At 65.3% G+C, this 24,414-nt stretch carries 23 protein-coding genes and 1 tRNA gene; 13 read left to right on the forward strand and 11 right to left on the reverse strand.

What is annotated here, in order from left to right:
- Window positions 1–13: 13 nt before the first annotated feature.
- Together ffh and G3N61_RS09420 are read left to right on the forward strand one after the other, a co-directional pair.
- Complete coding sequence (gene ffh, locus G3N61_RS09415) at window positions 14–1,381, forward strand: signal recognition particle protein (RefSeq protein WP_021159890.1); 1,368 nt, start codon at window positions 14–16, stop codon at window positions 1,379–1,381.
- A gap of 94 nt (window positions 1,382–1,475) precedes the next feature.
- Window positions 1,476–2,027, forward strand: coding sequence for a hypoxanthine-guanine phosphoribosyltransferase (locus G3N61_RS09420; RefSeq protein WP_043191413.1), 552 nt, complete (start codon window positions 1,476–1,478; stop codon window positions 2,025–2,027).
- Between the two features lie 94 nt (window positions 2,028–2,121).
- Here G3N61_RS09420 and G3N61_RS09425 read toward each other — a convergent pair whose 3' ends face one another.
- Both G3N61_RS09425 and G3N61_RS09430 read right to left on the reverse strand, forming a co-directional pair.
- Complete coding sequence (locus G3N61_RS09425; RefSeq protein ID WP_043191416.1) at window positions 2,122–2,724, reverse strand: MarC family protein; 603 nt, start codon at window positions 2,722–2,724, stop codon at window positions 2,122–2,124.
- Window positions 2,725–2,745: 21 nt separating this feature from the next.
- Window positions 2,746–4,482 carry a proline--tRNA ligase gene (locus G3N61_RS09430; RefSeq protein WP_043191418.1) on the reverse strand — a complete coding sequence of 579 codons (1,737 nt, stop codon included), beginning with the start codon at window positions 4,480–4,482 and terminating at the stop codon, window positions 2,746–2,748.
- A 228-nt stretch (window positions 4,483–4,710) separates the two neighbouring features.
- Here G3N61_RS09430 and G3N61_RS09435 point away from each other — a divergent pair, with 228 nt between their 5' ends.
- Together G3N61_RS09435 and G3N61_RS09440 are read left to right on the forward strand one after the other, a co-directional pair.
- Entirely contained in the window at window positions 4,711–5,358 is a 648-nt protein-coding gene (locus G3N61_RS09435; protein WP_011350862.1) for an RNA pyrophosphohydrolase, read from the forward strand.
- A gap of 13 nt (window positions 5,359–5,371) precedes the next feature.
- A complete protein-coding gene (locus G3N61_RS09440) occupies window positions 5,372–5,980 on the forward strand; it encodes a CNP1-like family protein (protein ID WP_205822264.1) in 609 nt (202 codons plus the stop codon).
- Between the two features lie 99 nt (window positions 5,981–6,079).
- On the opposite strand, the gene proB is transcribed toward G3N61_RS09440, so the two are convergent.
- From proB to rplU, 4 genes are all read right to left on the reverse strand, one after another.
- Entirely contained in the window at window positions 6,080–7,198 is a 1,119-nt protein-coding gene (gene proB / locus G3N61_RS09445) for a glutamate 5-kinase (RefSeq protein ID WP_043191422.1), read from the reverse strand.
- A 90-nt stretch (window positions 7,199–7,288) separates the two neighbouring features.
- Window positions 7,289–8,401: a GTPase ObgE gene (obgE, locus tag G3N61_RS09450; RefSeq protein ID WP_043191424.1), complete on the reverse strand. Its 1,113-nt coding sequence runs from the start codon at window positions 8,399–8,401 to the stop codon at window positions 7,289–7,291.
- Window positions 8,402–8,589: 188 nt separating this feature from the next.
- The gene (rpmA, locus tag G3N61_RS09455; protein WP_006476999.1) at window positions 8,590–8,853 is read right to left on the reverse strand and encodes a 50S ribosomal protein L27; all 264 of its coding nucleotides are present in this window, start codon (window positions 8,851–8,853) and stop codon (window positions 8,590–8,592) included.
- 24 nt (window positions 8,854–8,877) lie between these two features.
- Entirely contained in the window at window positions 8,878–9,189 is a 312-nt protein-coding gene (gene rplU / locus G3N61_RS09460; protein WP_006025184.1) for a 50S ribosomal protein L21, read from the reverse strand.
- A gap of 210 nt (window positions 9,190–9,399) precedes the next feature.
- Between rplU and G3N61_RS09465 the strand changes: the two genes are divergently transcribed.
- Together G3N61_RS09465 and G3N61_RS09470 are read left to right on the forward strand one after the other, a co-directional pair.
- Window positions 9,400–10,395, forward strand: coding sequence for a polyprenyl synthetase family protein (locus G3N61_RS09465; RefSeq protein WP_011350858.1), 996 nt, complete (start codon window positions 9,400–9,402; stop codon window positions 10,393–10,395).
- Between the two features lie 175 nt (window positions 10,396–10,570).
- Window positions 10,571–10,647 (forward strand) — tRNA-Pro (locus G3N61_RS09470).
- Between the two features lie 442 nt (window positions 10,648–11,089).
- Here the strand turns inward: G3N61_RS09470 and G3N61_RS40250 are convergent.
- On the reverse strand, window positions 11,090–11,854 hold the full coding sequence (locus G3N61_RS40250; RefSeq protein ID WP_205822265.1) for a hypothetical protein: 765 nt from the start codon (window positions 11,852–11,854) through the stop codon (window positions 11,090–11,092).
- A 222-nt stretch (window positions 11,855–12,076) separates the two neighbouring features.
- On the opposite strand from G3N61_RS40250, the gene G3N61_RS09480 reads away from it, so the two are divergent.
- From G3N61_RS09480 to G3N61_RS09510, 7 genes are all read left to right on the forward strand, one after another.
- Window positions 12,077–13,369 (forward strand): HlyC/CorC family transporter, encoded by a 1,293-nt coding sequence (locus G3N61_RS09480; RefSeq protein WP_179258661.1) that lies wholly within the window; start codon window positions 12,077–12,079, stop codon window positions 13,367–13,369.
- Window positions 13,370–13,452: 83 nt separating this feature from the next.
- Window positions 13,453–14,727, forward strand: a complete 1,275-nt coding sequence (locus G3N61_RS09485) for an ATPase, T2SS/T4P/T4SS family (protein WP_205822266.1) — start codon at window positions 13,453–13,455, stop codon at window positions 14,725–14,727.
- Window positions 14,724–15,935 carry a type II secretion system F family protein gene (locus tag G3N61_RS09490; RefSeq protein WP_205822267.1) on the forward strand — a complete coding sequence of 404 codons (1,212 nt, stop codon included), beginning with the start codon at window positions 14,724–14,726 and terminating at the stop codon, window positions 15,933–15,935. The genes G3N61_RS09485 and G3N61_RS09490 overlap by 4 nt, the downstream gene beginning before the upstream one ends.
- A 45-nt stretch (window positions 15,936–15,980) precedes the next feature.
- Complete coding sequence (locus tag G3N61_RS09495; protein WP_205822268.1) at window positions 15,981–16,892, forward strand: A24 family peptidase; 912 nt, start codon at window positions 15,981–15,983, stop codon at window positions 16,890–16,892.
- Window position 16,893: 1 nt separating this feature from the next.
- A complete protein-coding gene (coaE, locus tag G3N61_RS09500; RefSeq protein ID WP_205822269.1) occupies window positions 16,894–17,502 on the forward strand; it encodes a dephospho-CoA kinase in 609 nt (202 codons plus the stop codon).
- 109 nt (window positions 17,503–17,611) lie between these two features.
- Window positions 17,612–18,367, forward strand: coding sequence for a cell division protein ZapD (gene zapD / locus G3N61_RS09505; protein WP_043191449.1), 756 nt, complete (start codon window positions 17,612–17,614; stop codon window positions 18,365–18,367).
- 25 nt (window positions 18,368–18,392) lie between these two features.
- On the forward strand, window positions 18,393–18,593 hold the full coding sequence (locus G3N61_RS09510; RefSeq protein ID WP_027788444.1) for a DNA gyrase inhibitor YacG: 201 nt from the start codon (window positions 18,393–18,395) through the stop codon (window positions 18,591–18,593).
- Between the two features lie 60 nt (window positions 18,594–18,653).
- Here G3N61_RS09510 and G3N61_RS09515 read toward each other — a convergent pair whose 3' ends face one another.
- The 4 genes from G3N61_RS09515 to secA all read right to left on the reverse strand — a co-directional run bounded on the left by G3N61_RS09515 (window position 18,654) and on the right by secA (window position 24,167).
- A complete protein-coding gene (locus G3N61_RS09515) occupies window positions 18,654–19,097 on the reverse strand; it encodes an NUDIX domain-containing protein (protein WP_205822270.1) in 444 nt (147 codons plus the stop codon).
- Window positions 19,094–19,963, reverse strand: coding sequence for an ATP-binding protein (locus G3N61_RS09520; protein ID WP_205822271.1), 870 nt, complete (start codon window positions 19,961–19,963; stop codon window positions 19,094–19,096). The genes G3N61_RS09515 and G3N61_RS09520 overlap by 4 nt, the downstream gene beginning before the upstream one ends.
- A gap of 19 nt (window positions 19,964–19,982) precedes the next feature.
- The gene (gene argJ, locus G3N61_RS09525) at window positions 19,983–21,224 is read right to left on the reverse strand and encodes a bifunctional glutamate N-acetyltransferase/amino-acid acetyltransferase ArgJ (RefSeq protein ID WP_043191457.1); all 1,242 of its coding nucleotides are present in this window, start codon (window positions 21,222–21,224) and stop codon (window positions 19,983–19,985) included.
- A gap of 144 nt (window positions 21,225–21,368) precedes the next feature.
- A complete protein-coding gene (gene secA / locus G3N61_RS09530; RefSeq protein ID WP_205822272.1) occupies window positions 21,369–24,167 on the reverse strand; it encodes a preprotein translocase subunit SecA in 2,799 nt (932 codons plus the stop codon).
- Window positions 24,168–24,414: the final 247 nt, after the last annotated feature.

The following is a 24,414-nucleotide window of genomic DNA, read 5'->3' on the forward strand; positions in this document are numbered from 1 at the left end:
TCCATCGCTCCCCATGCTCGACAATCTCACTCAACGGATGGCGCGCGTCGTCAAGACGCTGCGCGGCGAGGCCCGGCTTACCGAGGCGAACACGCAGGAGATGCTCCGCGAGGTGCGTCTCGCATTGCTGGAGGCCGACGTCTCGCTGCCGGTCGTCCGCGAATTCATCGCCAAGGTCAAGGAAAAGGCGCTCGGCGAAGAAGTGATCAGCAGCCTGTCGCCGGGTCAGGCGCTGGTCGGCGTGGTCCAGAAGGAACTGACCGCCGTGATCGGCGGCGACTACGAAGGCAAGGCCGCCGAGCTGAACCTCGCGGTCACGCCGCCCGCGGTGATCCTGATGGCCGGCCTGCAGGGCGCGGGCAAGACCACGACCGCCGGCAAGCTCGCGAAGCTGCTGCGCGAGAAGTACAAGAAGAAGGTGCTGACCGTGTCGTGCGACGTGTATCGCCCGGCCGCAATCATGCAGCTGAAAACGGTGAGCGAACAGGTCGGCGCCGACTTCTTCCCGTCCACGCCGGACCAGAAGCCCGTCGACATCGCAGTCGCGGCCGTCGACTGGGCGAAGCGCCACTACCATGACGTGCTGATCGTCGATACGGCCGGCCGCCTCGGCATCGACGAGGCGATGATGCAGGAAATCGCCGCGCTGCACGGCACGCTGAAGCCGGCCGAAACGCTGTTCGTCGTCGACGCGATGCTCGGCCAGGACGCGGTCAACACCGCGAAGGCGTTCAACGACACGCTGCCGCTCACCGGCGTCGTGCTGACCAAGCTCGACGGCGATTCGCGCGGCGGCGCCGCGCTGTCGGTGCGTCACGTCACGGGCAAGCCGATCAAGTTCGTCGGCGTGGCCGAGAAGCTCGACGGCCTCGAGGTGTTCCACCCCGACCGGATGGCGAACCGGATCCTCGGCATGGGCGACATCCTCGCGCTCGTCGAGGAGGCGCAACGCGGCGTCGACGTGCAGGCCGCACAGAAGCTCGCCGACAAGGTCAAGAAAGGCGGCGACTTCGACCTGAACGATTTCCGCGCGCAGATCTCGCAGATGAAGAACATGGGCGGCCTGTCGTCGCTGATGGACAAGCTGCCTGCGCAGTTCCAGCAGGCGGCGGCCGGCGCCGACATGGGCCAGGCCGAGAAGTCGATCCGCCGGATGGAAGGCATCATCAGCTCGATGACGCCTGCCGAGCGCGCGAAACCCGAGATCATCAAGGCGACGCGCAAGCGCCGCATTGCAGCCGGCGCGGGCGTGCCGGTGCAGGAAGTCAACCGGATGCTGAACCAGTACGACCAGATGCGTACGATGATGAAGAAGCTGAAGGGCGGCAACATGCAGAAGATGATGCGCGGCCTGAAGGGCATGATGCCCGGCATGCGCTGATTCCGCCCGGCGGCCGGCGCGCGGGTTTTTGCTGTAGCGCGCGCCAGCCGTTCTGCTTCATTCTTATTTGTATACCGACTGCCCGCCAGAACACATGAACCGCGAAGAAGCCCTCCACATTTTCAACCACTCCGAAGAGATCGTCTCGGTGGACGCCGTCAACGCGTCGATCTCCCGGATGGCCGACGCGATCCGCGCCGAGATCGGCGATGCGTTCCCGCTCGTTCTCTCGGTGATGGGTGGCGCCGCGGTGTTTACCGGGATGCTGCTGCCGCATCTCGATTTCCCGCTCGAATTCGACTACATCCACCTGACCCGCTACCGCAATACGACGCAGGGCAGCCCGGAAATGCACTGGCGCGTCGCGCCGCGCGAATCGGTGAAGGACCGGATCGTGCTCGTGCTCGACGACATCCTCGACGAAGGCGAGACGATGGCCGCGATCCGCGACCGCATCCTCGACATGGGCGCCAAGCGCTTCATGTCGGCCGTGCTGTGCGAGAAGACGCTCGCGAAGGCCAAGCCGCTGCACCCCGACTTCTGCGGTTTCGCGGTGCCGGACCGCTACGTGTTCGGCTGCGGGATGGATGCAAAGGGCTACTGGCGCAACCTGCCGACGATCCGTGCGCTGACCACGAACGTCTGAGCGCCCCGCTCCGCACGCTATCAATAGAAAGCGGCGCTCCGGTTTCCCGGAGCGCCGCTTTTTTTGGGGCGTCTTGGGTGCGCGCCGCCCCGCCCTACAACTGGTGCACGAACGCGCGGATACCGCCCAGCATCATCTCGACCGAAATCGCAACGAGCACGAGACCCATCAGCCGCTCGAACGCCGCGACGGTGCGCTCGCCGATCCATTGCTGGATCCGCTCGGCCAGCACCAGCGTCACCGCGCAGACGATCATCGTGACCGTCAGCGCGCCGACCCACTCGAGCATCTTGCCGGGCCCCTGCGACGTCAGCAGCATCACCGTCGCGAGCGCGGACGGCCCGGCGAGCGCCGGAATCGCGAGCGGGACGATGAACGGCTCGCCGCCGGCACGCGGATCGCTGCCGAGCGCACCGTCCGGATGCGGGAAGATCATCCGCAGCGCGATCAGGAACAGCACGATCCCGCCGCCGAGCCGCAGCGACAGGTCGGTGAGACTCATCATCCGCAGGAAGCGGTCGCCGACCAGCATGAAGAACAGCAGGATCACGAACGCGATCCCCACTTCACGCAGGATCAGCTTCACGCGCCGCTCGCGCGGCACATCCCGCATGGCCGAAATGAACAGCGGGATGTTACCGAGCGGATCGGTGATCAGCACCAGGAGCACGGTGGCCGACATGAAGGTGTATTCCACCGCGTTCCCCGGTCGGTGCGCTTAGCGCGCGAGCGCGGCGCGGATCTTCTCCACGGCCGTGGCCGCGGCCGATTCCGCCGGCAGCAGCGTCGCTTCGGCGTCGCGGCGGCCCTGATACTCGATCTTGCCTTCCTTCAGCCCGCGCTCGCCGATCACGAGGCGATGCGGCACGCCGATCAGCTCCCAGTCGGCGAACATCACGCCCGGGCGCTCGCCGCGGTCGTCGAGGATCACGTCGATGCCGGCTGCGACGAGTTCCGCGTACAGCTTGTCGGCGGTCTCGCGCACCATGTCGCTGCGGTCATAGCCCATCGGGCACAGCACGACTTCGAACGGCGCGATCGATTCCGGCCAGATGATGCCCTTGTCGTCGAAGTTCTGCTCGATCGCCGCGCCGAGAATACGCGTGACGCCGACGCCGTAGCAGCCCATCAGCATCGGCTGCGGCTTGCCCGATTCGTCGAGGAACGTCGCACCCATCGCTTCCGAATACTTGGTGCCGAGCTGGAACACGTGGCCGACCTCGATGCCGCGGCAGATGTCGATCACGCCCTTGCCGTCCGGCGACGGATCGCCCTTCTTCACGTTGCGCACGTCGGCGACGTCCGGCTCCGGCAGGTCGCGGCCCCAGTTCACGCCCGCGATGTGATAGTCGACCTCGTTCGCGCCAACGACGAAGTCGCTCATGTTCGCGACCGTGCGATCGGCAATCACCTTCACCGGCTTCTTCGTGCCGACCGGGCCGAGGTAACCCGGCGGCGTGCCGAACCACTCGACGATTTCCTGTTCGGTCGCGAAGCGGTGGTTCTTCAGGCCCGGCAGCTTCGACACCTTGATCTCGTTCAGATCGTGATCGCCACGCAGCATCACGAGCCAGATGGTCGGCTCGGCGCCTTCGTTGTCGGTCGCGAGCACGATCGACTTGATCGTGCGCTCGAGCGGGATGGCCAGCAGTTCGGCGACGGCTTCGCACTTCGCCTTGCCGGGCGTCGCGACCTTCTCCATCGCTTCGGCCGGCGCCGCGCGTTCGGCGATCAGCGGCAGTGCTTCGGCCGCCTCGATGTTCGCCGCGAATTCGGACGTCGGGCAGTAGGCGATCGCGTCTTCACCGGTGTCGGCGATCACGTGGAATTCGTGCGAGAAGTTGCCGCCGATCGAGCCGCTGTCGGCCGCGACCGCACGGAACTCGAGGCCGAGGCGCGTGAAGATGCGCACGTACGCGTCGTACATCTTGCGATACGACTCGTTCAGGCCGGCCGCATCCTTGTCGAACGAGTACGCGTCCTTCATGATGAATTCGCGGCCGCGCATCACGCCGAAGCGCGGGCGGATCTCGTCGCGGAACTTCGTCTGGATCTGGTAGAAGTTCACCGGCATCTGCCGGTAGCTCTTGATCTGGTTGCGCGCGATGTCGGTGATGACTTCCTCGTGCGTCGGCCCGATCACGAAGTCATTGTCCTTGCGGTCCTTGAAGCGCAGCAGCTCGGGGCCGTACTGTTCCCAGCGGCCCGATTCCTGCCACAGTTCGGCTGGTTGCACGGCCGGCATCAGCAGCTCGATGGCGCCCGCCCGGTTCATTTCCTCGCGCACGATCGCCTCGACCTTGCGAATCGAACGCAGGCCGACCGGCAGGTAGTTATAGATGCCGCCGGCGACACGACGGATCATGCCGGCGCGCACCATCAGCTTGTGGCTGACGATCTCTGCGTCGGCGGGTGCTTCTTTCAGGGTGCCGATAAAGAAACGGGAAGCTTTCATGCGGACGGTTCCAAAAACGGCGCCCCCAGGCGGGGCGCCCGAAAAAGTTTCAAGGTGAAAGAGCTGCGCGCGGCGAACAACGATGGACGACGATGGCGCAGACGACGTAGCAGACTAATCAGGGACAATTCAACCGGCACGCCCCGTGCGGATTCGCTCCGTCACGGTGCGCAGCGCCCGTTATCTGTTTATAATCAAAGCAATTTTAAAGGATTCGAAGGTGGTTGTATGCTGGATCGTGAAGGCTTTCGCCCGAACGTCGGCATCATCCTCTTGAACGCGCGCAACGAGGTGTTTTGGGGCAAGCGGCTCCGCGAGCATTCCTGGCAGTTTCCTCAAGGTGGGATCAAGTACGGCGAGACCCCCATGCAGGCGATGTACCGGGAACTGCACGAGGAAACGGGCCTGCATCCGGAACACGTCAAGATAATCGGCCGCACCCGCGACTGGTTGCGTTATGAGGTGCCTGACAAGTTCATTAAACGCGAAGTACGCGGTCATTACCGCGGCCAGAAGCAGATCTGGTTCCTGCTACGGATGGTTGGACGCGATTGCGACATTTGCTTGCGCGCGACCGACCACCCGGAGTTCGATGCGTGGCGCTGGAACGAGTACTGGGTGCCGCTCGATGCGGTGATCGAGTTCAAGCGGGATGTCTATCAGTTGGCGCTGACGGAACTGTCGCGCTTCCTGCGCCGCCCGGCGCAGCGAGCCGAGAAGCCGCGCGGGCCGCGTCTGTCGCGCTATCCGCGCGTCATTGGCGTGCAGGCCCAGCAGACGCTGACGATTGTCGACACATCGGTAGTCTGTTCGGAGATCGAAGTGGAAGCGAGCACGCTCGACGAGATGCCGCCCCACGTGATCGTCGGCAAGTGACGAATCGAACTGCATGACCGGGCGCGACCTTGGTGTCGCGCCCTTTTTTTACGAGGAATGCATATTGAAAGCGATTGCTCTCGCGCTCGCATCGATTGCCGCGGCGGCCACGCTGGCAGGTTGCGCGAATTCGAAGACGCCGACCAACAAGGACGACAGCGAGTTCGTGTATCTGCTGGACCGCCAGGGCACCTGGAAGGAAAACGCGGTCGATTCGCTGCCGCCGCTGCCGCAGGCGGGTGACCTGCTGCCGTTCAACGTATCGCAGAACACGCCGCTCAAGTTCTTCGTCGATGCGAAGTCGCTCGCGGTCGGCACCGATGGCGTCGTGCGCTTCGCAGTCGTCATCACGAGCCCGGCCGGTGCGCGCAACGTGAACTACGAAGGTATCCGCTGCGACACCTACGAATGGCGCCAGTATGCCGGCCTGAATTCGGAACACGACGGCTGGGATCGCACCGTCGAGAACGACTGGCGGCGCATCGAGAACGGCGAGCTGAATGCCTACCACTCGGCGCTCTATCAGGACTACTTCTGCTCGAACAAGATGCCGCAGGGCACGACCCAGCAGATCCTGGAGAACATCCGGTTTCACCGCACCGCGATGAGCCAGTTGCGCTGACGGCGCGCGGCGCCCGCCGTGCCGCCTGTCCGCCGCATGAAAAAAGCCCGCATCACGCGGGCTTTTTCATTTGAAGGCCGGAACCGACAACGCGAATGGTCACACCAGCACCAGGTTGTCGCGATGGATCAACTCGGGCTCCAGCATGTAGCCGAGCACGGATTCGATCTCGCCGCTCGGCTTGCGGTGAATCAGCTTCGTCTCCGCACTGCTGTAGTTCGTGAGCCCACGCGCCACTTCGCGCCCGGCAGGATCGACACACGCGATGACTTCACCACGCGCGAACGCGCCCTGCACGCCGACCACGCCGATCGGCAGCAGGCTCTTGCCGCCGGCCGTCAGCTTCTCGACCGCGCCCGCGTCGATCACGACATGGCCGCGCACCTGAAGATGGTCGGCCATCCACTGCTTGCGCGCCGCCATCCGCGCGGTACGTGCGATCAGTTGCGTGCCGATCGCCTCGCCGGCCGCCAGACGCACGAGCACGTCAGTCTCCCGGCCGCTCGCGATCACGGTATTCGCGCCGCTGTGCGCCGCACGTTTCGCCGCGAGGATCTTCGTCAGCATCCCGCCGCGGCCAAGGCTCGAGCCTGCACCGCCCGCCATCGCCTCGAGTTCCGGCGCGCCCGCGCTGGCTTCCGCAACGAGCGTCGCGTTCGGATCCTTGCGCGGATCGGCCGTGAACAGCCCCGACTGGTCGGTCAGGATGATCAGTGCATCGCCTTCGATCAGGTTTGCAACGAGTGCGCCGAGCGTGTCGTTGTCGCCGAACTTGATTTCGTCGGTAACGACCGTGTCGTTCTCGTTGATGATCGGTACGACGCCAAGCCGCAACAGCGTCAGCAGCGTCGAACGCGCATTCAGGTAACGCTCGCGGTCTGCCAGGTCGGCATGCGTGAGCAGGATCTGCGCGGTGCGGATGTCGTGCTCGGTGAAGCGGCTCTCATAGACCTGCGCGAGACCCATCTGGCCGACTGCGGCGGCAGCCTGCAACTCGTCGATTTCCCGCGGCCGCTTGCTCCAGCCGAGCCGCTGCATCCCTTCGGCAATTGCGCCCGAACTGACGAGCACGACTTCCTTGCCCTGCGCGCGCAGCGCGGCGATCTGAGCCGCCCAGCGGCCGATTGCTGCATGATCGAGCCCCTTGCCGTCGTTGGTCACGAGGCTGGAACCCACCTTCACCACCAATCGCTTCGAATCCGCGATGATCGAACGCATCCTGCACTGTCTCCTGTATCTGATGCCTGCCCGGCCGGACGCGATTGAACGCCGACGCCGGGCGGCACGCCCGGCGCGTTCCGGAACAACTCAGGCGTCGTCGCCCGGCGTCACATCGCCCTTGGCAGGCGGCGCGTCGCGGAAGCGCACGTCCGCCGCGAGATCTTCCGCCTCCGCCGCGCGATGCGCGTCCGAATGTTCGGAGAGGTAGTCGTAGATCGCGTAGCACAGCGCTTCACAGCCCTGGCCCGTCAGTGCCGAGATCTCGAACACGGGGCCGTCCCACTCGAAGCGCTCGAGGAAATCCGCGACGCGCGCCTTGCGCTCGTCTTCCGGCACCATGTCGAGCTTGTTCAGCACGAGCCAGCGCGGCTTCTCGTAGAGCGCTTCGTCGTACTTGCGCAGCTCGCCGACGATCGCCGTCGCTTCCGCAACCGGATCGACGCTTTCGTCGAACGGCGCGAGATCGACGAGATGCAGCAGCACGCCGGTGCGCTGCAGGTGGCGCAGGAACTGATGGCCGAGGCCCGCGCCTTCGGCGGCACCCTCGATCAGCCCCGGGATGTCGGCGATCACGAAGCTCTTGCTCGGGCCGACACGCACCACGCCGAGATTCGGCGCAAGCGTCGTGAACGGGTAGTCGGCAATCTTCGGCCTTGCGTTCGACACCGACGAGATGAACGTCGACTTGCCCGCGTTCGGCATGCCGAGCAGACCGACATCGGCGAGCACCTTCAGCTCGAGCTTCAGCATGCGACGCTCGCCGGGCTTGCCGTCCGTCTTCTGGCGCGGCGCGCGGTTCGTGCTCGACTTGAAATGCAGGTTGCCGAGCCCGCCGGACCCGCCCTGCGCCAGCATCACCTGCTGGTCGTGCTCGGTCAGGTCGGCGATCAGCTCGCCGGTATCCATGTCGCTGATCATCGTGCCGACCGGCATGCGCAGCGTGACGTCGTCGCCACCCTTGCCGTAGCAATCCGAGCCGCGCCCGTTTTCGCCGTTGCGCGCCAGATGCTTCTTCGCGTAACGGTAGTCGATCAGCGTGTTGATGTTGCGGTCGGCGATCGCGTACACGCTACCGCCCCGGCCGCCGTCGCCGCCGTCCGGCCCGCCGAACGGGACGAATTTCTCGCGGCGCATCGACGCGCTGCCATCGCCTCCGTCTCCGGCGATGACTTCGATTCGTGCTTCGTCAATGAACTTCATTCGTCACTCCGCCCAGTATTTCCGCTATTGTGCCGCGCGCCGGCGCGCTTGAACAATCTGCCGTTCGGCCGATCGTACGCCGGTTGCGCGATGGCCGCCCGAACGCACACGCGCCCGGCGGCCAAATAAAAAAAGGCCCCGCGAAGACTGCGGGGCCTTTCGGCTACGAAGCCCTTGGGTGCCTGAACTTAGGCAGCCGCCGGGACAACGATGACCAGATGCTTCTTGTCCGCGCCCTTCGTCGCGAACTTGACGTGACCGTCGACCAGCGCGAACAGGGTGTGATCCTTGCCCATGCCGACGTTCTCGCCTGCGTGCATGCGCGTACCGCGCTGACGCACGATGATGCCGCCGGCATTGATTGCCTGGCCGCCGTACACTTTCACGCCGAGACGTTTCGACTCGGAGTCGCGGCCGTTCCGGGAAGAGCCGCCTGCCTTTTTGTGTGCCATCTGATTGCTCCTTTACCGAGGCGCTTACGCGTTGATCGCGTCGATGCGCAGCTCAGTGTAGTTCTGGCGGTGGCCGCCGTGCTTTTGGTAGTGCTTCCGGCGACGCATCTTGAAGATGGTGACCTTGGCATGACGACCGTGCGACACAACGGTGGCCTTGACGGAAGCCCCACTGACCAGCGGCGTACCGAACTTAATCGATTCGCCTTCGCCCACTGCGAGAACCTGGTCGAGCGTGATTTCAGCGTCAATGTCAGCCGGTATCTGTTCTACTTTGAGTTTTTCGCCAACGGCAACCTTGTACTGCTTGCCGCCGGTTTTTATGACCGCGTACATTGAGAACCTCACTCTGGATCCAAATTTTCCGCACACCACGCGCGGAAAACACGTGATTATACATGGGCTTAGCACCGAAGTCAAAACCCATTGACGATTGCCGTGCGCCGGCCTCGGCCGAATGGCCAAATTCGCGGCTGCGGCACGTGTCACAGACCGGGATATCTCGGATTCGCCTTATAATCCGCCGCATCACCCAATTCCATCATCATGTCGTCGTCCACCGCCTCCCCCACCCTCAGCGCCGCCCACCTGCTCGCTCCGATCACCAGTGACATGGAGCAGGTGAATCGCGTTATCCGGCAAAGCCTCGCGTCCGACGTGTTGCTGATCAACCAGATCGCCGAGTACATCATCGGCGCGGGCGGCAAGCGGCTGCGTCCGGCGTTGCTGCTGCTCGTCGCCGGTGCGCTCGGCGAGACGTCGCACCAGCGGCACGTGCTGGCCGCCGTCGTCGAATTCATCCACACGGCCACGCTGCTGCATGACGACGTCGTCGACGAATCCGAGCTGCGCCGCGGCCGCCAGACCGCCAATGCGCTGTTCGGCAACGCCGCGAGCGTGCTGGTAGGCGACTACCTCTATTCGCGCTCGTTCGAGATGATGGTCGGCGTCGGCAAGATGCGCGTGATGGAGATCCTGTCTGAAGCCACGACGATCATCTCGGAAGGCGAGGTGCTGCAGCTCCTCAACATGCACGACGCGGACGTCGACGAAACGCGCTACATGCAGGTGATCCGCTACAAGACGGCCAAGCTGTTCGAGGCGTCGGCCCGCCTGGGCGCGGTGCTCGCGGGCGCCGATGCGCCGACCGAGGCCGCCGCCGCCGAATACGGCCGCCGGATCGGTACCGCATTCCAGATCATGGACGACTGGCTCGACTACGCGGGCACCGTCGAGGCAATGGGCAAGAATGCCGGCGACGACCTCCGCGAAGGCAAGCCGACGCTGCCGCTCATCTATCTGATCGAACGCGGCACGCCCGAGCAGTCGGCGCTGGCACGCGAGGCGATCGAACAGGGCGGCACCGATCGCTTCGACACGATCTTCGAAGCGATCACGCGCTCGGGCGCACTGGATCACACGCTCGAATGCGCACGCCAGGAAGCACAGGCGGCAGCGGCGGCGATCGCCGCGTTCCCCGATTCGGTCTATAAGGAAAGCCTGCTCGCGTTGTGCTCGTACTCGACGTCGCGGCAGTCGTAAGTGCATGTCGTACGTCGCCGCCCCGGCTGCGACGTACGTTCGACACGGGAAAATCACCTGTCTCGAAAAATTTCTTCTCCAGGGGCTTCCCTTTTTGAAGAAACGTCGTTATAGTTATGTTCTTGCTTGATGACGCAGCGGTTTTAAAGAAAACCGCGAAATCGGAAGAGTAAATCGGGGTGTAGCTTAGCCTGGTAGAGCGCTACGTTCGGGACGTAGAGGCCGGAGGTTCGAATCCTCTCACCCCGACCAGATTTTCAAGGATCATCGAAACACCGATCCTTTTCAGCTTGATGTTGTAGTCAACGCTGTACAAAGAATGCCCTGTCGAATGACGGGGCATTTTTTTTGCCCGCTTTCCATACATCGACAAACGCCGGATGGCGCCGGTGCTTGGCACGAAACAGACTATCCCCAAAGCCGCCGGCGCGAGCGGATTGACGCCAAAGCGAAAACATCCAGCCTCGCGCAATACGGAATCCTGCGCTCACGCAATCTCTCGGCTCAAGCTCCGGACTTCGTATGGCCGGATTGATCGGGCCTCCTTGGACTTTCCGCTCCACCTCCGGAGCCGAAACCTGTTACTCGGACCCGCCAGACCATTCCCGGCACGCATCAAAGGCTTCGCGCACCTGTCGTTGCCGATCTTCGCGGAGCGTAAAAGACGCGATCGCCAGCCCGATAATCCGGAATTTCAGAGTGGCGGCAAGGCAACTCCCCAATCGATGCTGCAATCCTTTGCCAGCATGCGCATCCGGGATAGCGTCACGCGATACGAGCGATCGTATAGATGATCGTTGGGCCGCAACGCAAGCGCATGCAGTCCTGCCGATTCCGTGAGGAACGCCGACGCCAAACGCTTCGGCAACCGGTCGCAATTCAGATGGAATGGCGAGCTGCCGCTCTGCTCGTCCATCTGCGCCATGTAAAAACACTGAATCGCACAGAAGACACCCACCGGGTCATTGCATGTGGCCTGCAAAGCGTTCTCGAGTTCACGCTGGACGAAATCGACACCTTCCGTTCGGCTGAGCGGATACAGCGTGCGTTCCAGCAATTCCGCATGATCGGTCGGACGCATGTCGTCGTTGATCTCGGGCGGTGTGCGGAACACACACGCCTCGCCACGCAATACACTCGCGAGCCACCCACCTCGGATGGCGGTCAAAACGTCGGATTCCGTCGGATTCATTGCAGTATCTTGATGTTTGGCATCGCACTTGTACCGCGGATGACCTGCCTGCTCCGGCAAACCGCCTCGCGAATATCGATGCGTATCGATTGGCGATTGCCTGCCGTGGGCCGCGAGATTCATCGCCGCGCTGTATTGATAATGCTCGGCCGGCTGATGCAGGCCGACAGCCGATGTCACCTGACCGCGCTCGTCCCGTCGATAAGCCAGGGTATCGAAGTCCGACTCGCCCCGCTCCAGACAACCTGCTCCGTCATAGGCATACACGTGTCTCGTCAATTGTCAGCAGGCGCCGCACGACTGTACGCCCGCTTCATGAAACGCAAAGCTTGCGCCCACCGCTTGATAGATGTGAAAGGTTATCGAAGATTTTTACAAATTGCCGAGAATTGACTAGAGTTGCTGAGCGCGTGGCCCCGCCCGACACATCACGGTCGCCGGCCTCTGCTATATTCCCTCCATTCCTGTCCTTCACTGCCCTTCCAACGCGTGGACCAAATTCCCTTATGGGCGCAAATCGGCGCCGTCTTCCTGCTTCTCCTCTGTTCCAGCTTCTTTTCGATTTCCGAGACCGCGATGATGGCGCTCAACCGCCATCGGCTGAAGCATCTCGCCACCCAGGGCGCGCTCGGCGCGAAGACCACGCAGGGGCTGCTCACGCGCACTGACCTGCTGCTCAGCGTGATCCTGATCGGCAACAACCTGTTCAACACGATCATCCCGGTCCTGACGACGTCGCTCGCGCTGCATACGTTCGGCCGCAACAACCTCGCGCTGTCGATCGCGACCGGCATCGTCGCGTTCCTGATCATCGTGTTCGCGGAAATCGCACCGAAGATCGTCGGTGCGACGTTCCCCGAACGCATCGCACTGCCCGCGAGCCTCGTGATCGCGCCGCTGATGCGCGTGTTCAAGCCGGTCGTCTGGTTCGTCAACGCGCTCGCGAACGGCGTGCTGTGGGTGCTGCGCATCAACACGAAGAAGGGGCGCGACCAGCGCATGTCGGCCGACGAGCTGCGCGCGATCGTGCTCGAGTCAAGCAGCTTCATGCCGACCAAGCACCGCAGCATCCTGCTCAACCTGTTCGACCTCGAGAACATCACGGTCGACGACGTGATGGTGCCGCGCCGCCAGATCGAGTCGCTCAACTTCTACGCGCCGCTCGACGACGTCCTGCACCAGCTCGAAACCTGCTATCACAACCGGCTCGTCGTCTATGAAGGCGACATCGACCGGGTGCTCGGCGTGCTGCACGTCCGCAAGACGCTGACCGCGCTGCACAACCAGGAGTTCGACCGCGAGACGCTGCGCACGCTGCTCGCCGAACCGTACTACGTGCCGTCGGGCACGCCGGTGGTTCAGCAGCTCCAGTTTTTCCAGGAAACGCGGCAGCGGACCGCGCTCGTCGTCAACGAGTACGGCGAGCTCGAAGGGCTCGTCACGCCCGAAGACATCATCGAGGAGCTGATCGGCGAATTCACGACGTCGATGCCGCGCAGCGAACGCAAGGGCGGCTGGGACGAGAACGGCGAATGCATCGTCTCGGCGAGCATGCCGCTGCGCGAACTGAACCGCTGGCTGCACCTGAAGCTGCCGACCGACGGGCCGAAGACGCTGAACGGACTCGTTCTCGAAATCCTCGAGGAAATTCCGGAAGACGACGTGTGCCTGAAAATCGGTGACGTGATGCTCGAGGTGATGCGCAGCGACGACCAGGCCGTGCGCACGGTCAAGCTCTTCAAGCCGCGCAGCTCGCGCACCACACGCACTAACGCGCGCTAGCCGAACGGCCGACTGCCGGCGCCGCCCGAGACGCGCGACCATCTGCTGGTCACGGTCAACAGGCGGCCAGCGTGCCGGCTCACATGCTTTTCCCTCCTCCCGGGGCGCCGCTGCGCAAGCCGCCGCCCACCCACTCTGATGCGTCGCCCGCCGCCGCACCGCGCGCACTCGACGCGGCCCAGCTCGACGATGCGCCGGCCGTGCGGCTGCTGACGGATACGCTTCACGCGGCACGCGTGCGCGACGCATCCGACATCCACGTCGAGCCGTTCGAAGCCGGCTGGCGCATCCGCCTGCGCATCGACGGCGTGTTGCACGAACATGCGCGGCCGCCGCTGCATCTGCGCGACGCGCTCGTCACGCGGATCAAGGTGCTCGCGCGCATGGACATCGCCGAGCGGCGGCTCCCGCAGGACGGCAGGCTGCGCATCGCGATCGACGGCGGTACGCGCGGCGACTTCCGGGTCAGTTCGCTGCCCACGTTGTTCGGTGAAAAGCTTGTGCTGCGGCGCCTCGAAACGCTGCCGCCCGACCTCACGCTCGCCCGCCTCGGCTTCGACGCGCAGCAGGCGGCCGCGATGGAGGCCGCGATACGTGCGCCGCATGGCCTCGTGCTCGTCACGGGCCCGACCGGCAGCGGCAAGACACTGTCGCTCTACTGCGCGCTGCAGATGCTCGATCGCGACGCGCACAACGTCTGCACGGTCGAGGATCCCGCCGAGATCCAGCTCGACGGCATCAGCCAGGTTGGTGTCGCCGAAAAGGCGGGGCTCACGTTCGCGACTGCACTGCGCGCGCTGCTGCGGCAAGATCCGGACATCATCATGGTCGGCGAGATTCGCGATGCGGAGACGGCCGACGTCGCGATCAAGGCCGCGCAGACCGGCCATCTGGTGCTGTCGACGCTGCACACGAACGACGCGCCGGCCGCCGTCGCGCGGCTGCTCGACATCGGCGTCGCACCATACAACCTCGCGGCTGCGCTGCACCTCGTCACCGCGCAGCGCCTCGTCCGGCGGCTGTGCGCCGCCTGCCGCGTGCACTCGGACGCACCGGTGCCCGTCCTGCGGGAGGCCGGCTGCGACCCGGCTGCCCTCGCAGCCGGATGGCGGCCGTTCGTCGCGCGCGGCTGTTCGACCTGTCACGGGATCGGCTATCGCGGCCGTGTCGGCCTGCATCAGACGATGCCGGTGTCGCCCGGGCTGGCGGAGCGCATCGTCGCAAGGGCGAGCGTCGGCGAACTCGCGCAATGCGCGGCAGCCGAAGGCGTGCGCAGTCTGCGCGATGCGGCACTCGCGCGCGTCCACGACGGCACGACGAGCATCGCCGAAGCCTTCGCCGCGACACCTGCGGCATGAGCATGCGCACACCGCCGCGCGAAACCCGCTTCGCGTGGCGCGGCCGCCGTCGCGACGGCACGCCACGCGGCGGGATCGTCATCGCGTTCGACACCGAAGCGGCGCGCGCCGCGCTCGCACGCGACGGCATCGCCGTGCTGTCGCTCGACGTCCGCGGGCCAGCCCGGCCGCCAACGGCCGGCGCGCGGGACGTCACACGCTTCACGCGCCAGCTCGCGAGCCTGCTGCAGGCCGGGTTGCCGCTGGCGCCGTCGCTCGAGATGCTCGCGCGTACGCGGCCGCGCGACGGACTGCCGCGCATCGCCGCGGGTCTCGCCCGCGAGATCCTCGCCGGCCGGCGTTTCGCCGATGCGCTCGCACGCTATCCATCGCAGTTCGGCACGCTGTATCGCCAGTTGATCGAGGTCGGCGAAGCGTCCGGCTCGCTCGGCGTCGTGCTGACACGGGTCGCGGAACACCGCGAGCGCGCCGACGCACAGTGGCGCAAGCTGCGGGCCGCGCTCGCCTATCCGATGGCCGTCATCCTGTTCGCAGTCGCGATCTCGGCCGCGTTGATGGTATGGGTCGTGCCGACGTTCCGGCAGCTCTTCGACGGTTTTGGCGCCGCGCTACCGGCGCCGACCCGTGCGCTGCTCGCGCTGTCCTCCGCGCTGTCTGCGTGGGGCGGTGTGCTCGTTGCCGGTACGGCGGCAGCCGGGCTGGCCGCACATTACGCGCTGCGGCGGTCGACACCGCTGCGCCACGCGGTCGCGCGGCACCTGCTGCACGCGCCGCTCGCGGGTAGTGCGCTCAGCCGGTACGCAGCCGCACGCTGGTGCCGCTCGCTGGCGACGCTGCTCGGCGCCGGCGTACCGCTCGCCGACACCTTCGCCACGCTCGAGCGCACGGCCGGCCATCCGGTGTTCGAGCGCGCCACCGCGCACATCGCGGCTCGCGTGCTGCGCGGCGCGCGTCTCGCGGATGCAATGCAGTCGGCCGGCTGCTTTCCGGACGACGTCGTGCAACCGATCGCCGTCGCCGAGGAAACCGGTGCGCTCGACACGATGCTCGCCGACATCGCCGCGCTGTGCGAACGCCAGCTCGACGCGCGTCTCGATGCACTTGCCGCGCTCGGCGAACCGCTGATCGTGATCGTGCTGGGCGCACTCGTCGGCGGCCTCGTGATCGCGATGTACCTGCCCATCCTCCAGCTCGGCAACGTGGTGTAGCATCGCAACCGATTCTGTCGCCTTTTTGTCCGAACCTTGAGCCTCATGACGCCAGCGCCCCTGTACGCCGTTACCGATTCGCCCGAGAGTACGCTGCTCGCGCTGGCAATGCTGCCGCCTGCGTTGCAGTATGCGTTCGCGGCCGTCATCGGCCTCTGCATCGGCAGTTTCCTGAACGTGGTCGTGCACCGGCTGCCCGTGATGATGCAGCGCGCATGGCAAGCCGAGATCGATGAAGCGACCGGCAATGCGAGCGCCCCGCCCGACGACGGCTACCCGCCGCACTACAATCTGTGGCGCCCGCGCAGCGCGTGCCCGCATTGCGGCCATGTACTGCGCGCATGGGAAAACATCCCGCTCGTCAGCTACCTGATGCTGCGCGGGCGTTGCCGTCGCTGCGGTCACGCGATCGGCATCCGTTATCCGCTCGTCGAGCTCGCGTGCGCACTGCTCGCCGCCGGCTCCCTCGCGGCATTCGGCCCGACCGTCGCCGCGCTTGCCGCGTTCGCGCTGTGTGCCGCGCTGCTCGCGATGAGTGCAATCGATATCCGGACCGGCTACCTGCCCGACTCGATGACGCTGCCGCTCCTCTGGGCCGGGCTCATGCTGAACCTCGGCGGCACGTTCACGTCGCTGCGTTCGGCCGTGATCGGGGCCATGGCCGGCTACCTGTTCCTGTGGTCGATCTACTGGCTGTTCAAATGGCTGCGCGGCATCGAGGGGATCGGGTTCGGCGACCTGAAGCTGCTCGCCGCGCTCGGTGCATGGATGGGCTGGGCTGCGCTGCCGCAGGTCGTGCTGTTCGCCGCGGTGACGGGCGCGATCGTCGGGCTCGTTGCGACCTGGCGCGGCCGCATGCGCTTCGAGGAGCCGATTCCGTTCGGCCCGTTCCTCGCGGCAGGCGGCGTCGCGACGCTGTTTTTCGGCACCCCTTTCTATTCGGCGCTCGGAGGCTGACATGTTCGCAATTGGACTCACCGGCGGCATCGGCAGCGGCAAGACGACCGTCGCCGACCTGTTCGGCGCCCGCGGCGCGTCGCTGGTCGATACCGATCTGATCGCCCATCGCATTACCGCACCGGGCGGCCTCGCGATGCCCGCGATCGAACAGGCTTTCGGCCGCGGCTTCGTTGCCGCCGACGGCGCGCTCGATCGCGCGAAAATGCGCGCACTGATCTTCGGCGACGACGCCGCGCGCCGGCGCCTCGAAGCGATCACGCACCCGCTGATCCGCGCGGAGACCGATCGCGAAGCGCGCGACGCGCAGGGCCCGTACGTGATGTTCGTCGTGCCGCTGCTCGTCGAGTCAGGCAACTGGAAGACGCGCAGCGATCGCGTACTCGTCGTCGATTGCCCGGTCGAAACGCAGATCGCACGCGTGATGCAGCGCAACGGCTTCACGCGCGAGCAGGTCGAAGCGATCATCGCGAAACAGGCAACGCGTGAAGCCCGTCTCGCGGCGGCCGACGACGTGATCGTCAACGATGCGACGACGCCCGACGCGCTCGCCGCGCAGGTCGATACACTGCACCAACGTTATCTCGGGTTGGCAGCCGCCGCGCGCTGAGCATCGCGCGCAATCGTGATGGTGTACGAAATTGGCGCGTTGCTAGGGTAGAGAGTGAGCATTAGAATGTCCTGCATTGTTTCAATTCCTACCCAAGAGGCGAGCGCGCTTGATTCTTTACGAGTATCCGTTCAACGAGCGAATTCGCACGCTGTTGCGCCTCGAAGATCTCTTCGAGCGCTTCGCGTTCTTTTTGGCTCAGGAGGACCCGCGTGAACACCACGTCGCGCTGACGACGCTGTTCGAAATCGCCGAGGTAACGGGCCGCGCGGATCTGAAATCGGATCTGATGAAAGAGCTCGAACGTCAGCGCCAGACGCTCGCCCCCTTTCGCGGCAATCCGGGCATCGAGCAGAACGCGCTCGAAGCCGTGCTCGGCGAAATCGAGCAGACGCTCGCGAATCTCGCGCAGATGCAGGGCAAGACCGGGCAGCACCTCGTCGACAACGAGTGGCTCGCCAGCATCCGCAGCCGCGCAGTGATTCCCGGCGGCACGTGCAAGTTCGACCTGCCGTCGTACTATGCGTGGCAGCAATGGCCCGCCGAGCAGCGGCGCCAGGACATCGCGAAGTGGATCCTGCCGATGCTGCCGCTGCGCGACGCCGTGACGATCGTGCTGCGGCTCGCGCGCGAATCGGGCCAGGCGTCGAAGGTCATGGCGATGCAGGGCAGCTACCAGCAGATGCTGTCCGGCCGCACCTACCAGTTGATGCAGGTGCGTGTAGCGCCGGAGCTGCGCGTCATTCCCGAAGCGAGCGCCAACAAATACATGCTGTGGGTACGGTTCACCATGCAGGACGGCGATGTGCGGCCGCGCGCGGTGGACATCGACGTGCCGTTCCATCTGACACTGTGCAATCTGTAACGGCCGCGTGCCGGATCGCTTTCGTATGACTACCGTTGTGAAATGCCCGTCGTGCGGCGCCGAAGTGCGCTGGACACCCGAAAATCAGTTCCGCCCGTTCTGCTCGGCCCGCTGCAAGCAGCTCGACCTCGGCGCTTGGGCCGCGGAAAAGTACCGGATCGGTGGTTCTTCCGACGAGGGCCCCTCGTCGGAAGAAGACGGCACGGACGGCCGCCGCGACAGCTGAGCGGTGCGCGGCACCGCCCGCGAGTGATATGGCCCGCCTTTCCGGCAGGCCATCACGGCGTCAGTTCGACGCCGCTTCCTTCTCGAGCAGTTCGAGCACCGGCAGCGCAGCCGGCAGCAACGGCGCGACCTCGACCGGCAGTTGCTGCCATACGAACGCCTGCCCTTCCTTGCTGTGCGGCTCGCCCGTCCAGCCCGTCACCTTGCAGAAATAAAGCCGCACGTAAGCATGCGGATAATCGTGCTCGAGCGTGTGCCAGCGATGGCTGGCCGTGACTTCGATGCCGAGCTCTTCGTGCAGTTCGCGCGCAAGCGCGTCCTCGACGCTTTCGCCGGCCTCCAGCTTGCCGCCCGGAAACTCCCAGTAACCTTCATACGGCTTGCCTTGCAGCCGCTGCGCGAGCAGGTAGCGGCCGTCCGGCTGCACCATCACGCCGACCGCGACTTCCGTCACCTTGCGGCCATCGGGTGCGCGCACCGCGTCTTGTGCGAGATCCGCGCTCATGCTTGCTCCTTGCGGCCCGACCAGTCACGCGCAAACTGCCACGCAACGCGCCCCGACCGCGAGCCGCGCTCGAGCGCCCACACGAGCGCGTCGCCGCGTGCGAACTCGATCTCCGCATCCGGGCAGCCGAAATGACGCAGCCAGTGCCCGACGATGTCGAGATAGTCGTCCTGCTTGAACGGATAGAAGCTGACCCACAGGCCGAAGCGCTCCGACAGCGAGATCTTCTCCTCGACGACTTCGCCGGGGTGAATCTCGCCATCCGGAAGATGCTTGTACGTCTCGTTGTCGCTCATGTACTCGGGCAGCAGATGGCGGCGGTTCGACGTCGCGTAGATCAGCACGTTGTCCGACTGCGCGGCGATCGAGCCGTCGAGCGCAACCTTCAGCGCCTTGTAGCCCGACTCGCCTTCCTCGAACGACAGGTCGTCGCAGAACACGATGAAGCGCTCGGGACGCTGCGAGATCAGGTCGACGATGTCGCCGAGATCGTGCAGGTCGTCCTTGTCGACTTCGATCAGGCGCAGGCCGTCGTTCGCATACGCGTTCAGGCACGCCTTGATCAGCGACGACTTGCCGGTACCGCGCGCGCCGGTCAGCAGCACGTTGTTGGCCGGCTTCTGCTGCACGAACTGCCGCGTGTTCTGTTCGATCAGCCCTTTCTGGCGATCGATGTTGTGGAGATCGTCGAGCGTGATCGACGACACGGCCGGCACCGGCTGCAGATAGCCGCGCCCCTGGCGCTTGCGCCAGCGAAACGCGTGCGCGGCATTCCAGTCGACCGCTGCCGGCGCGGGCGGCAGCATCCCCTCGAGACGGCCGAGCAGCGCTTCGGCGCGCATCAGAAACTGTTCAAGCTTGTCCATGTCGTTCGACCACTCCCGATCAGGAGCGGTAATCCGCGTTGATGCTCACGTAGTCGTGCGACAGGTCGCACGTCCAGATGGTGGCCTGCGCGTCGCCGCGGCCGAGCAGCACGCGGATCGTGATTTCGCTCTGCTTCATCACGCGCTGGCCATCCTCTTCCTGGTAGGCCGGGTTGCGACCACCCGCCTTCGCGACGAGCACGTCGTCGAGATAGAGGTCGATCTTGTCGACGTCGAGATCTGCGACGCCCGCATAGCCGATCGCCGCGAGAATCCGGCCGAGGTTGGGGTCGGATGCGTAGAAGGCCGTCTTCACGAGCGGCGAATGGCCGATCGCGTAAGCGATCTGGCGGCATTCCGCGACGCTCTTGCCGCCTTCGACCTGCACCGTCATGAATTTCGTCGCGCCTTCGCCATCGCGCACGATCAGTTGCGACAGCACTTGCGCGACTTCCGTCACCGCATCGCGCAGCGCCGCATAGGCCGGCGAATCGGTCGACGTGATCGCCGGCAGCGTGCTCTTGCCCGACGCGATCAGGATGAACGAGTCGTTCGTCGACGTATCGCCGTCGATCGTGATGCAGTTGAACGAGCGGTCGGCCACTTCCTTCACGAGCGTATCGAGCACCGGCTGCGCGACGTTCGCGTCGAACGCGAGGAAGCCGAGCATCGTCGCCATGTTCGGCTTGATCATGCCCGCACCCTTGCTGATGCCCGTCAGCGTGACCGTGTGGCCGTCGATCGTCACCTGGCGCGACGTGGCCTTCGGCAGCGTGTCGGTCGTCATGATCGCGTGCGCGGCGTCGAACCAGTTCGCTTCCTTGCGGTTCGCGAGCGCGGCCGGCAACCCGGCCTTCAGGCGGTCGATCGGCAGCGGCTCGAGGATCACGCCGGTCGAGAACGGCAGCACCTGCGCCGGCTCGATGCCCGCGAGGCGCGCGAGTTCCGTGCAGGTTTCGCGCGCGTTCACGAGGCCCGGCTCGCCGGTGCCTGCGTTCGCATTGCCCGTATTCACGACGAGCGCGCGAATGCCCGCGCCGCCCGCGCGCACCTTTGCCAGGTGCTCGCGGCAGACGATGACCGGCGCAGCGCAGAAACGGTTTTCGGTGAACACGCCCGCGACCGTCGCACCTTCGTCGACGGAGATGACCAGCACGTCCTTGCGATTCGGCTTGCGGATGTTCGCTTCCGCCCAGCCGAGCGTGACGCCGGCGACGGGATGCAGTTGGGCGGGATCGATCGACGGAAAATTGACAGCCATGGGGCACACCTGCCGGATGGAAAATGCCGGCATGCGCCGGCATCGATTGGAAGAACCGGCGGCCGCACGCGCGGGCCGCCGCAACTCACATCACTCACTCGAAGCTGCGAACGAAGCGGCACGCGTGATGCGCGCCGCCGTCGATCATGACAGCTTCCCGTGACATTGCTTGTACTTCTTGCCGCTGCCGCACGGGCACGGGTCGTTGCGGCCGACCTTCGGCATTTCGCCGCCGGGGCCGCTGTGCGTCATCGCGCTGCCGACCATCTCGGCCGTCGCCGTGGCCGCCGCGGCAGCGGTGACGTTCGCCACCGGCGCACCGGCTTCCGCGTAATCGGCGTGCTGGTACTCGACGTTCTCGAGATGACCGCTGCGCTCCTCGATCTGCTCGGCGGCTTGCTCGAGCTGCTCCGGCGACTGGATCTGCACGTTCATCACGACGCGCGTGACTTCCTGCTTGATCGCCTCGAGCATCGCGGCGAACAGCTCGAACGCTTCACGCTTGTATTCCTGCTTCGGGTTCTTCTGCGCATAGCCGCGCAGGTGGATGCCCTGGCGCAGGTGGTCGAGCGCCGCGAGGTGCTCGCGCCACAGGCGGTCGACCGTCTGCAGCATCACCGAGCGCTCGAACGCGCTGAACGATTCGCGGCCGACCATCGCGACTTTCGCCTCGTACTGCTCGTCGGCGGCCGTCATCACGGCGTCGAGGATCTCCTCGGCCGTGATCGACGACGACTCGTTCACCATTTCCTGGATCGCGAGGTCGAGCTGCCAGTCGTTGCGCAGCGCTTCCTCGAGCTCGGGCACGTCCCACTGCTCTTCGATGCTGCCTTCCGGCACGAACTGGCGGACGACTTCGGTCACCACGCCATGACGCATCGCGGTGATCGTCTCGGTGATGTCGTGCGCTTCGAGCAGCTCGTTACGCTGCTGGTAGATCACCTTGCGCTGGTCGTTCGACACGTCGTCGTATTCGAGCAGCTGCTTGCGGATGTCGAAGTTGCGCGCCTCGACCTTGCGCTGCGCGGACTCGATCGAGCGCGTGACGATGCCGGCCTCGATCGCCTCGCCTTCCGGCATCTTCAGGCGGTCCATGATCGAACGCACGCGGTCGCCCGCGAAGATGCGCAGCAGCGGATCGTCGAGCGACAGGTAGAAGCGCGACGAGCCCGGATCGCCCTGGCGGCCCGCACGGCCGCGCAGCTGGTTGTCGATCCGGCGCGATTCGTGACGCTCGGTGCCGATGATGTGCAGGCCACCCGCGGCCTTCACCTGCTCGTGCAGCGTTTCCCACTCGTCGTGCAGTTGCTGGATGCGGCGCGCCTTCTCGTCGGCCGGGATGGCTTCGTCGGCCTCGATGAACGCGGCCTGCTTCTCGGCATTGCCGCCGAGCACGATGTCGGTACCGCGGCCGGCCATGTTGGTTGCGATCGTGACGCGCTTCGGACGGCCGGCTTCCGCGACGATCGCGGCTTCGCGCTCGTGCTGCTTCGCGTTCAGCACCTCGTGCGGCAGCCCGGCCTGCTTCAGCAGGTGCGACAGCAGCTCGGAGTTCTCGATCGACGTCGTGCCGACCAGCACCGGCTGACCGCGCTCATAGCATTCGCGGATGTCGCGGATCACCGCGTCATAGCGCTCCTTGGCCGTCTTGTAGATCTGGTCCTGCTTGTCGATCCGCTTCGGCGGGCGGTTGGTCGGGATCACGACCGTCTCGAGACCGTAGATCTCGTTGAATTCGTACGCTTCGGTGTCGGCGGTACCGGTCATGCCGGCCAGCTTCGCGTACATCCGGAAGTAGTTCTGGAACGTGATCGATGCGAGCGTCTGGTTCTCGCTCTGGATCTTCACGTGTTCCTTCGCCTCGACGGCCTGGTGCAGGCCGTCGGACCAGCGGCGGCCGGCCATCAGGCGGCCGGTGAATTCGTCGACGATGACCACTTCGCCGCTCTGCACGACGTAGTGCTGATCCTTGTGGAACAGCGTGTGTGCGCGCAGCGCCGCGTACACGTGGTGCATCAGCGTGATGTTCTGCGGCGCGTACAGGCTCTCGCCCTCACCGATCAGGCCCCATTCGGCGAGCAAGCGCTCGGCCTTCTCGTGGCCCGATTCCGTCAGGAACACCTGGCGGGCCTTCTCGTCGAGCGTGTAGTCGCCCGGCTTCTCGACGCCCGTGCCGTCGGCCTTCTCTTCACCGATCTGGCGCTCGAGCAGCGGCGGCAGTGCGTTCATCCGCACGTACAGCTCGGTGTGATCCTCGGCCTGACCCGAAATGATCAGCGGCGTACGCGCCTCGTCGATCAGGATCGAGTCCACTTCGTCGACGACCGCGAAGTTCAATGCCCGCTGCACGCGCGCGTCGGTCTCGTAGACCATGTTGTCGCGCAGGTAGTCGAAGCCGAATTCGTTGTTCGTGCCGTACGTGATGTCCGCCGCGTAGGCCTGCTGCTTCTGGTCGTGCTCCATGCCGGACAGGTTGATGCCGACCGACAGACCGAGGAAGTTGTAGAGGCGCGCCATCCATTCGGCGTCGCGCTGCGCGAGGTAATCGTTGACGGTCACGACGTGCACGCCGCGGCCCGCCAGTGCGTTCAGGTACACGGGCAGCGTCGCGACGAGCGTCTTGCCCTCGCCCGTGCGCATTTCCGCGATCTTGCCGTAGTGGAGCACCATGCCGCCGATCATCTGCACGTCGAAGTGCCGCATCTTCAGCACTCGGCGGCTGGCCTCGCGACAAACCGCGAACGCCTCGGGCAGCAGCTTGTCGAGCGACTCGCCGGCCGCGACTCGCTGGCGGAATTCGTCCGTCTTGCCGCGCAACTGGTCGTCCGTCAGCTTCTCGATCTGCGTTTCGAGCGCATTGATCGTCGTGACGGTCTTTTGGTATTGCTTGACGAGCCGCTGGTTGCGGCTGCCAAAAATTTTCTGGAGAAAACCGGTTGTCATCGGATCGGATCCTGCGTCGCAGCACCGGCGCCCGGCGCGTATTGCGCGCCCCGACGCCCGAGCCTCGGCGGCTTAGCGAATTAGTGGACTCAAACGAGGAATTTTAGCACGCGGGGAAGCGTGCGCCCGTGTCTCGGGCGGACGGGCACTGCGCGCCGACGGCCGGGCCAACGGGGCGAAAGCCGCCCGTGCACGGGCCCGCGCGGGTACAATCGGCGTCAACGTCCGCGCGCGTGCGCGCCCGAAG

This window comes from Burkholderia sp. Ac-20349 (assembly GCF_017104865.1).
In the GTDB taxonomy this organism is placed as follows: domain Bacteria; phylum Pseudomonadota; class Gammaproteobacteria; order Burkholderiales; family Burkholderiaceae; genus Burkholderia; species Burkholderia aenigmatica.

Excerpts from the sequence above, each read along its gene's own strand:
- ffh (WP_021159890.1), top strand. The coding sequence starts at position 14 with ATGCTCGACAATCTCACTCAACGGATGGCGCGCGTCGTCAAGACGCTG.
- G3N61_RS09420 (WP_043191413.1), top strand. The coding sequence starts at position 1,476 with ATGAACCGCGAAGAAGCCCTCCACATTTTCAACCACTCCGAAGAGATC.
- G3N61_RS09430 (WP_043191418.1), bottom strand. The coding sequence starts at position 4,482 with ATGAAAGCTTCCCGTTTCTTTATCGGCACCCTGAAAGAAGCACCCGCC.
- G3N61_RS09435 (WP_011350862.1), top strand. The coding sequence starts at position 4,711 with ATGCTGGATCGTGAAGGCTTTCGCCCGAACGTCGGCATCATCCTCTTG.
- G3N61_RS09440 (WP_205822264.1), top strand. The coding sequence starts at position 5,372 with ATGACCGGGCGCGACCTTGGTGTCGCGCCCTTTTTTTACGAGGAATGC.
- proB (WP_043191422.1), bottom strand. The coding sequence starts at position 7,198 with ATGCGTTCGATCATCGCGGATTCGAAGCGATTGGTGGTGAAGGTGGGT.
- obgE (WP_043191424.1), bottom strand. The coding sequence starts at position 8,401 with ATGAAGTTCATTGACGAAGCACGAATCGAAGTCATCGCCGGAGACGGA.
- rpmA (WP_006476999.1), bottom strand. The coding sequence starts at position 8,853 with ATGGCACACAAAAAGGCAGGCGGCTCTTCCCGGAACGGCCGCGACTCC.
- rplU (WP_006025184.1), bottom strand. The coding sequence starts at position 9,189 with ATGTACGCGGTCATAAAAACCGGCGGCAAGCAGTACAAGGTTGCCGTT.
- G3N61_RS09465 (WP_011350858.1), top strand. The coding sequence starts at position 9,400 with ATGTCGTCGTCCACCGCCTCCCCCACCCTCAGCGCCGCCCACCTGCTC.
- G3N61_RS09485 (WP_205822266.1), top strand. The coding sequence starts at position 13,453 with ATGCTTTTCCCTCCTCCCGGGGCGCCGCTGCGCAAGCCGCCGCCCACC.
- G3N61_RS09490 (WP_205822267.1), top strand. The coding sequence starts at position 14,724 with ATGAGCATGCGCACACCGCCGCGCGAAACCCGCTTCGCGTGGCGCGGC.
- G3N61_RS09495 (WP_205822268.1), top strand. The coding sequence starts at position 15,981 with ATGACGCCAGCGCCCCTGTACGCCGTTACCGATTCGCCCGAGAGTACG.
- coaE (WP_205822269.1), top strand. The coding sequence starts at position 16,894 with ATGTTCGCAATTGGACTCACCGGCGGCATCGGCAGCGGCAAGACGACC.
- G3N61_RS09510 (WP_027788444.1), top strand. The coding sequence starts at position 18,393 with ATGACTACCGTTGTGAAATGCCCGTCGTGCGGCGCCGAAGTGCGCTGG.
- G3N61_RS09515 (WP_205822270.1), bottom strand. The coding sequence starts at position 19,097 with ATGAGCGCGGATCTCGCACAAGACGCGGTGCGCGCACCCGATGGCCGC.
- G3N61_RS09520 (WP_205822271.1), bottom strand. The coding sequence starts at position 19,963 with ATGGACAAGCTTGAACAGTTTCTGATGCGCGCCGAAGCGCTGCTCGGC.
- argJ (WP_043191457.1), bottom strand. The coding sequence starts at position 21,224 with ATGGCTGTCAATTTTCCGTCGATCGATCCCGCCCAACTGCATCCCGTC.
- secA (WP_205822272.1), bottom strand. The coding sequence starts at position 24,167 with ATGACAACCGGTTTTCTCCAGAAAATTTTTGGCAGCCGCAACCAGCGG.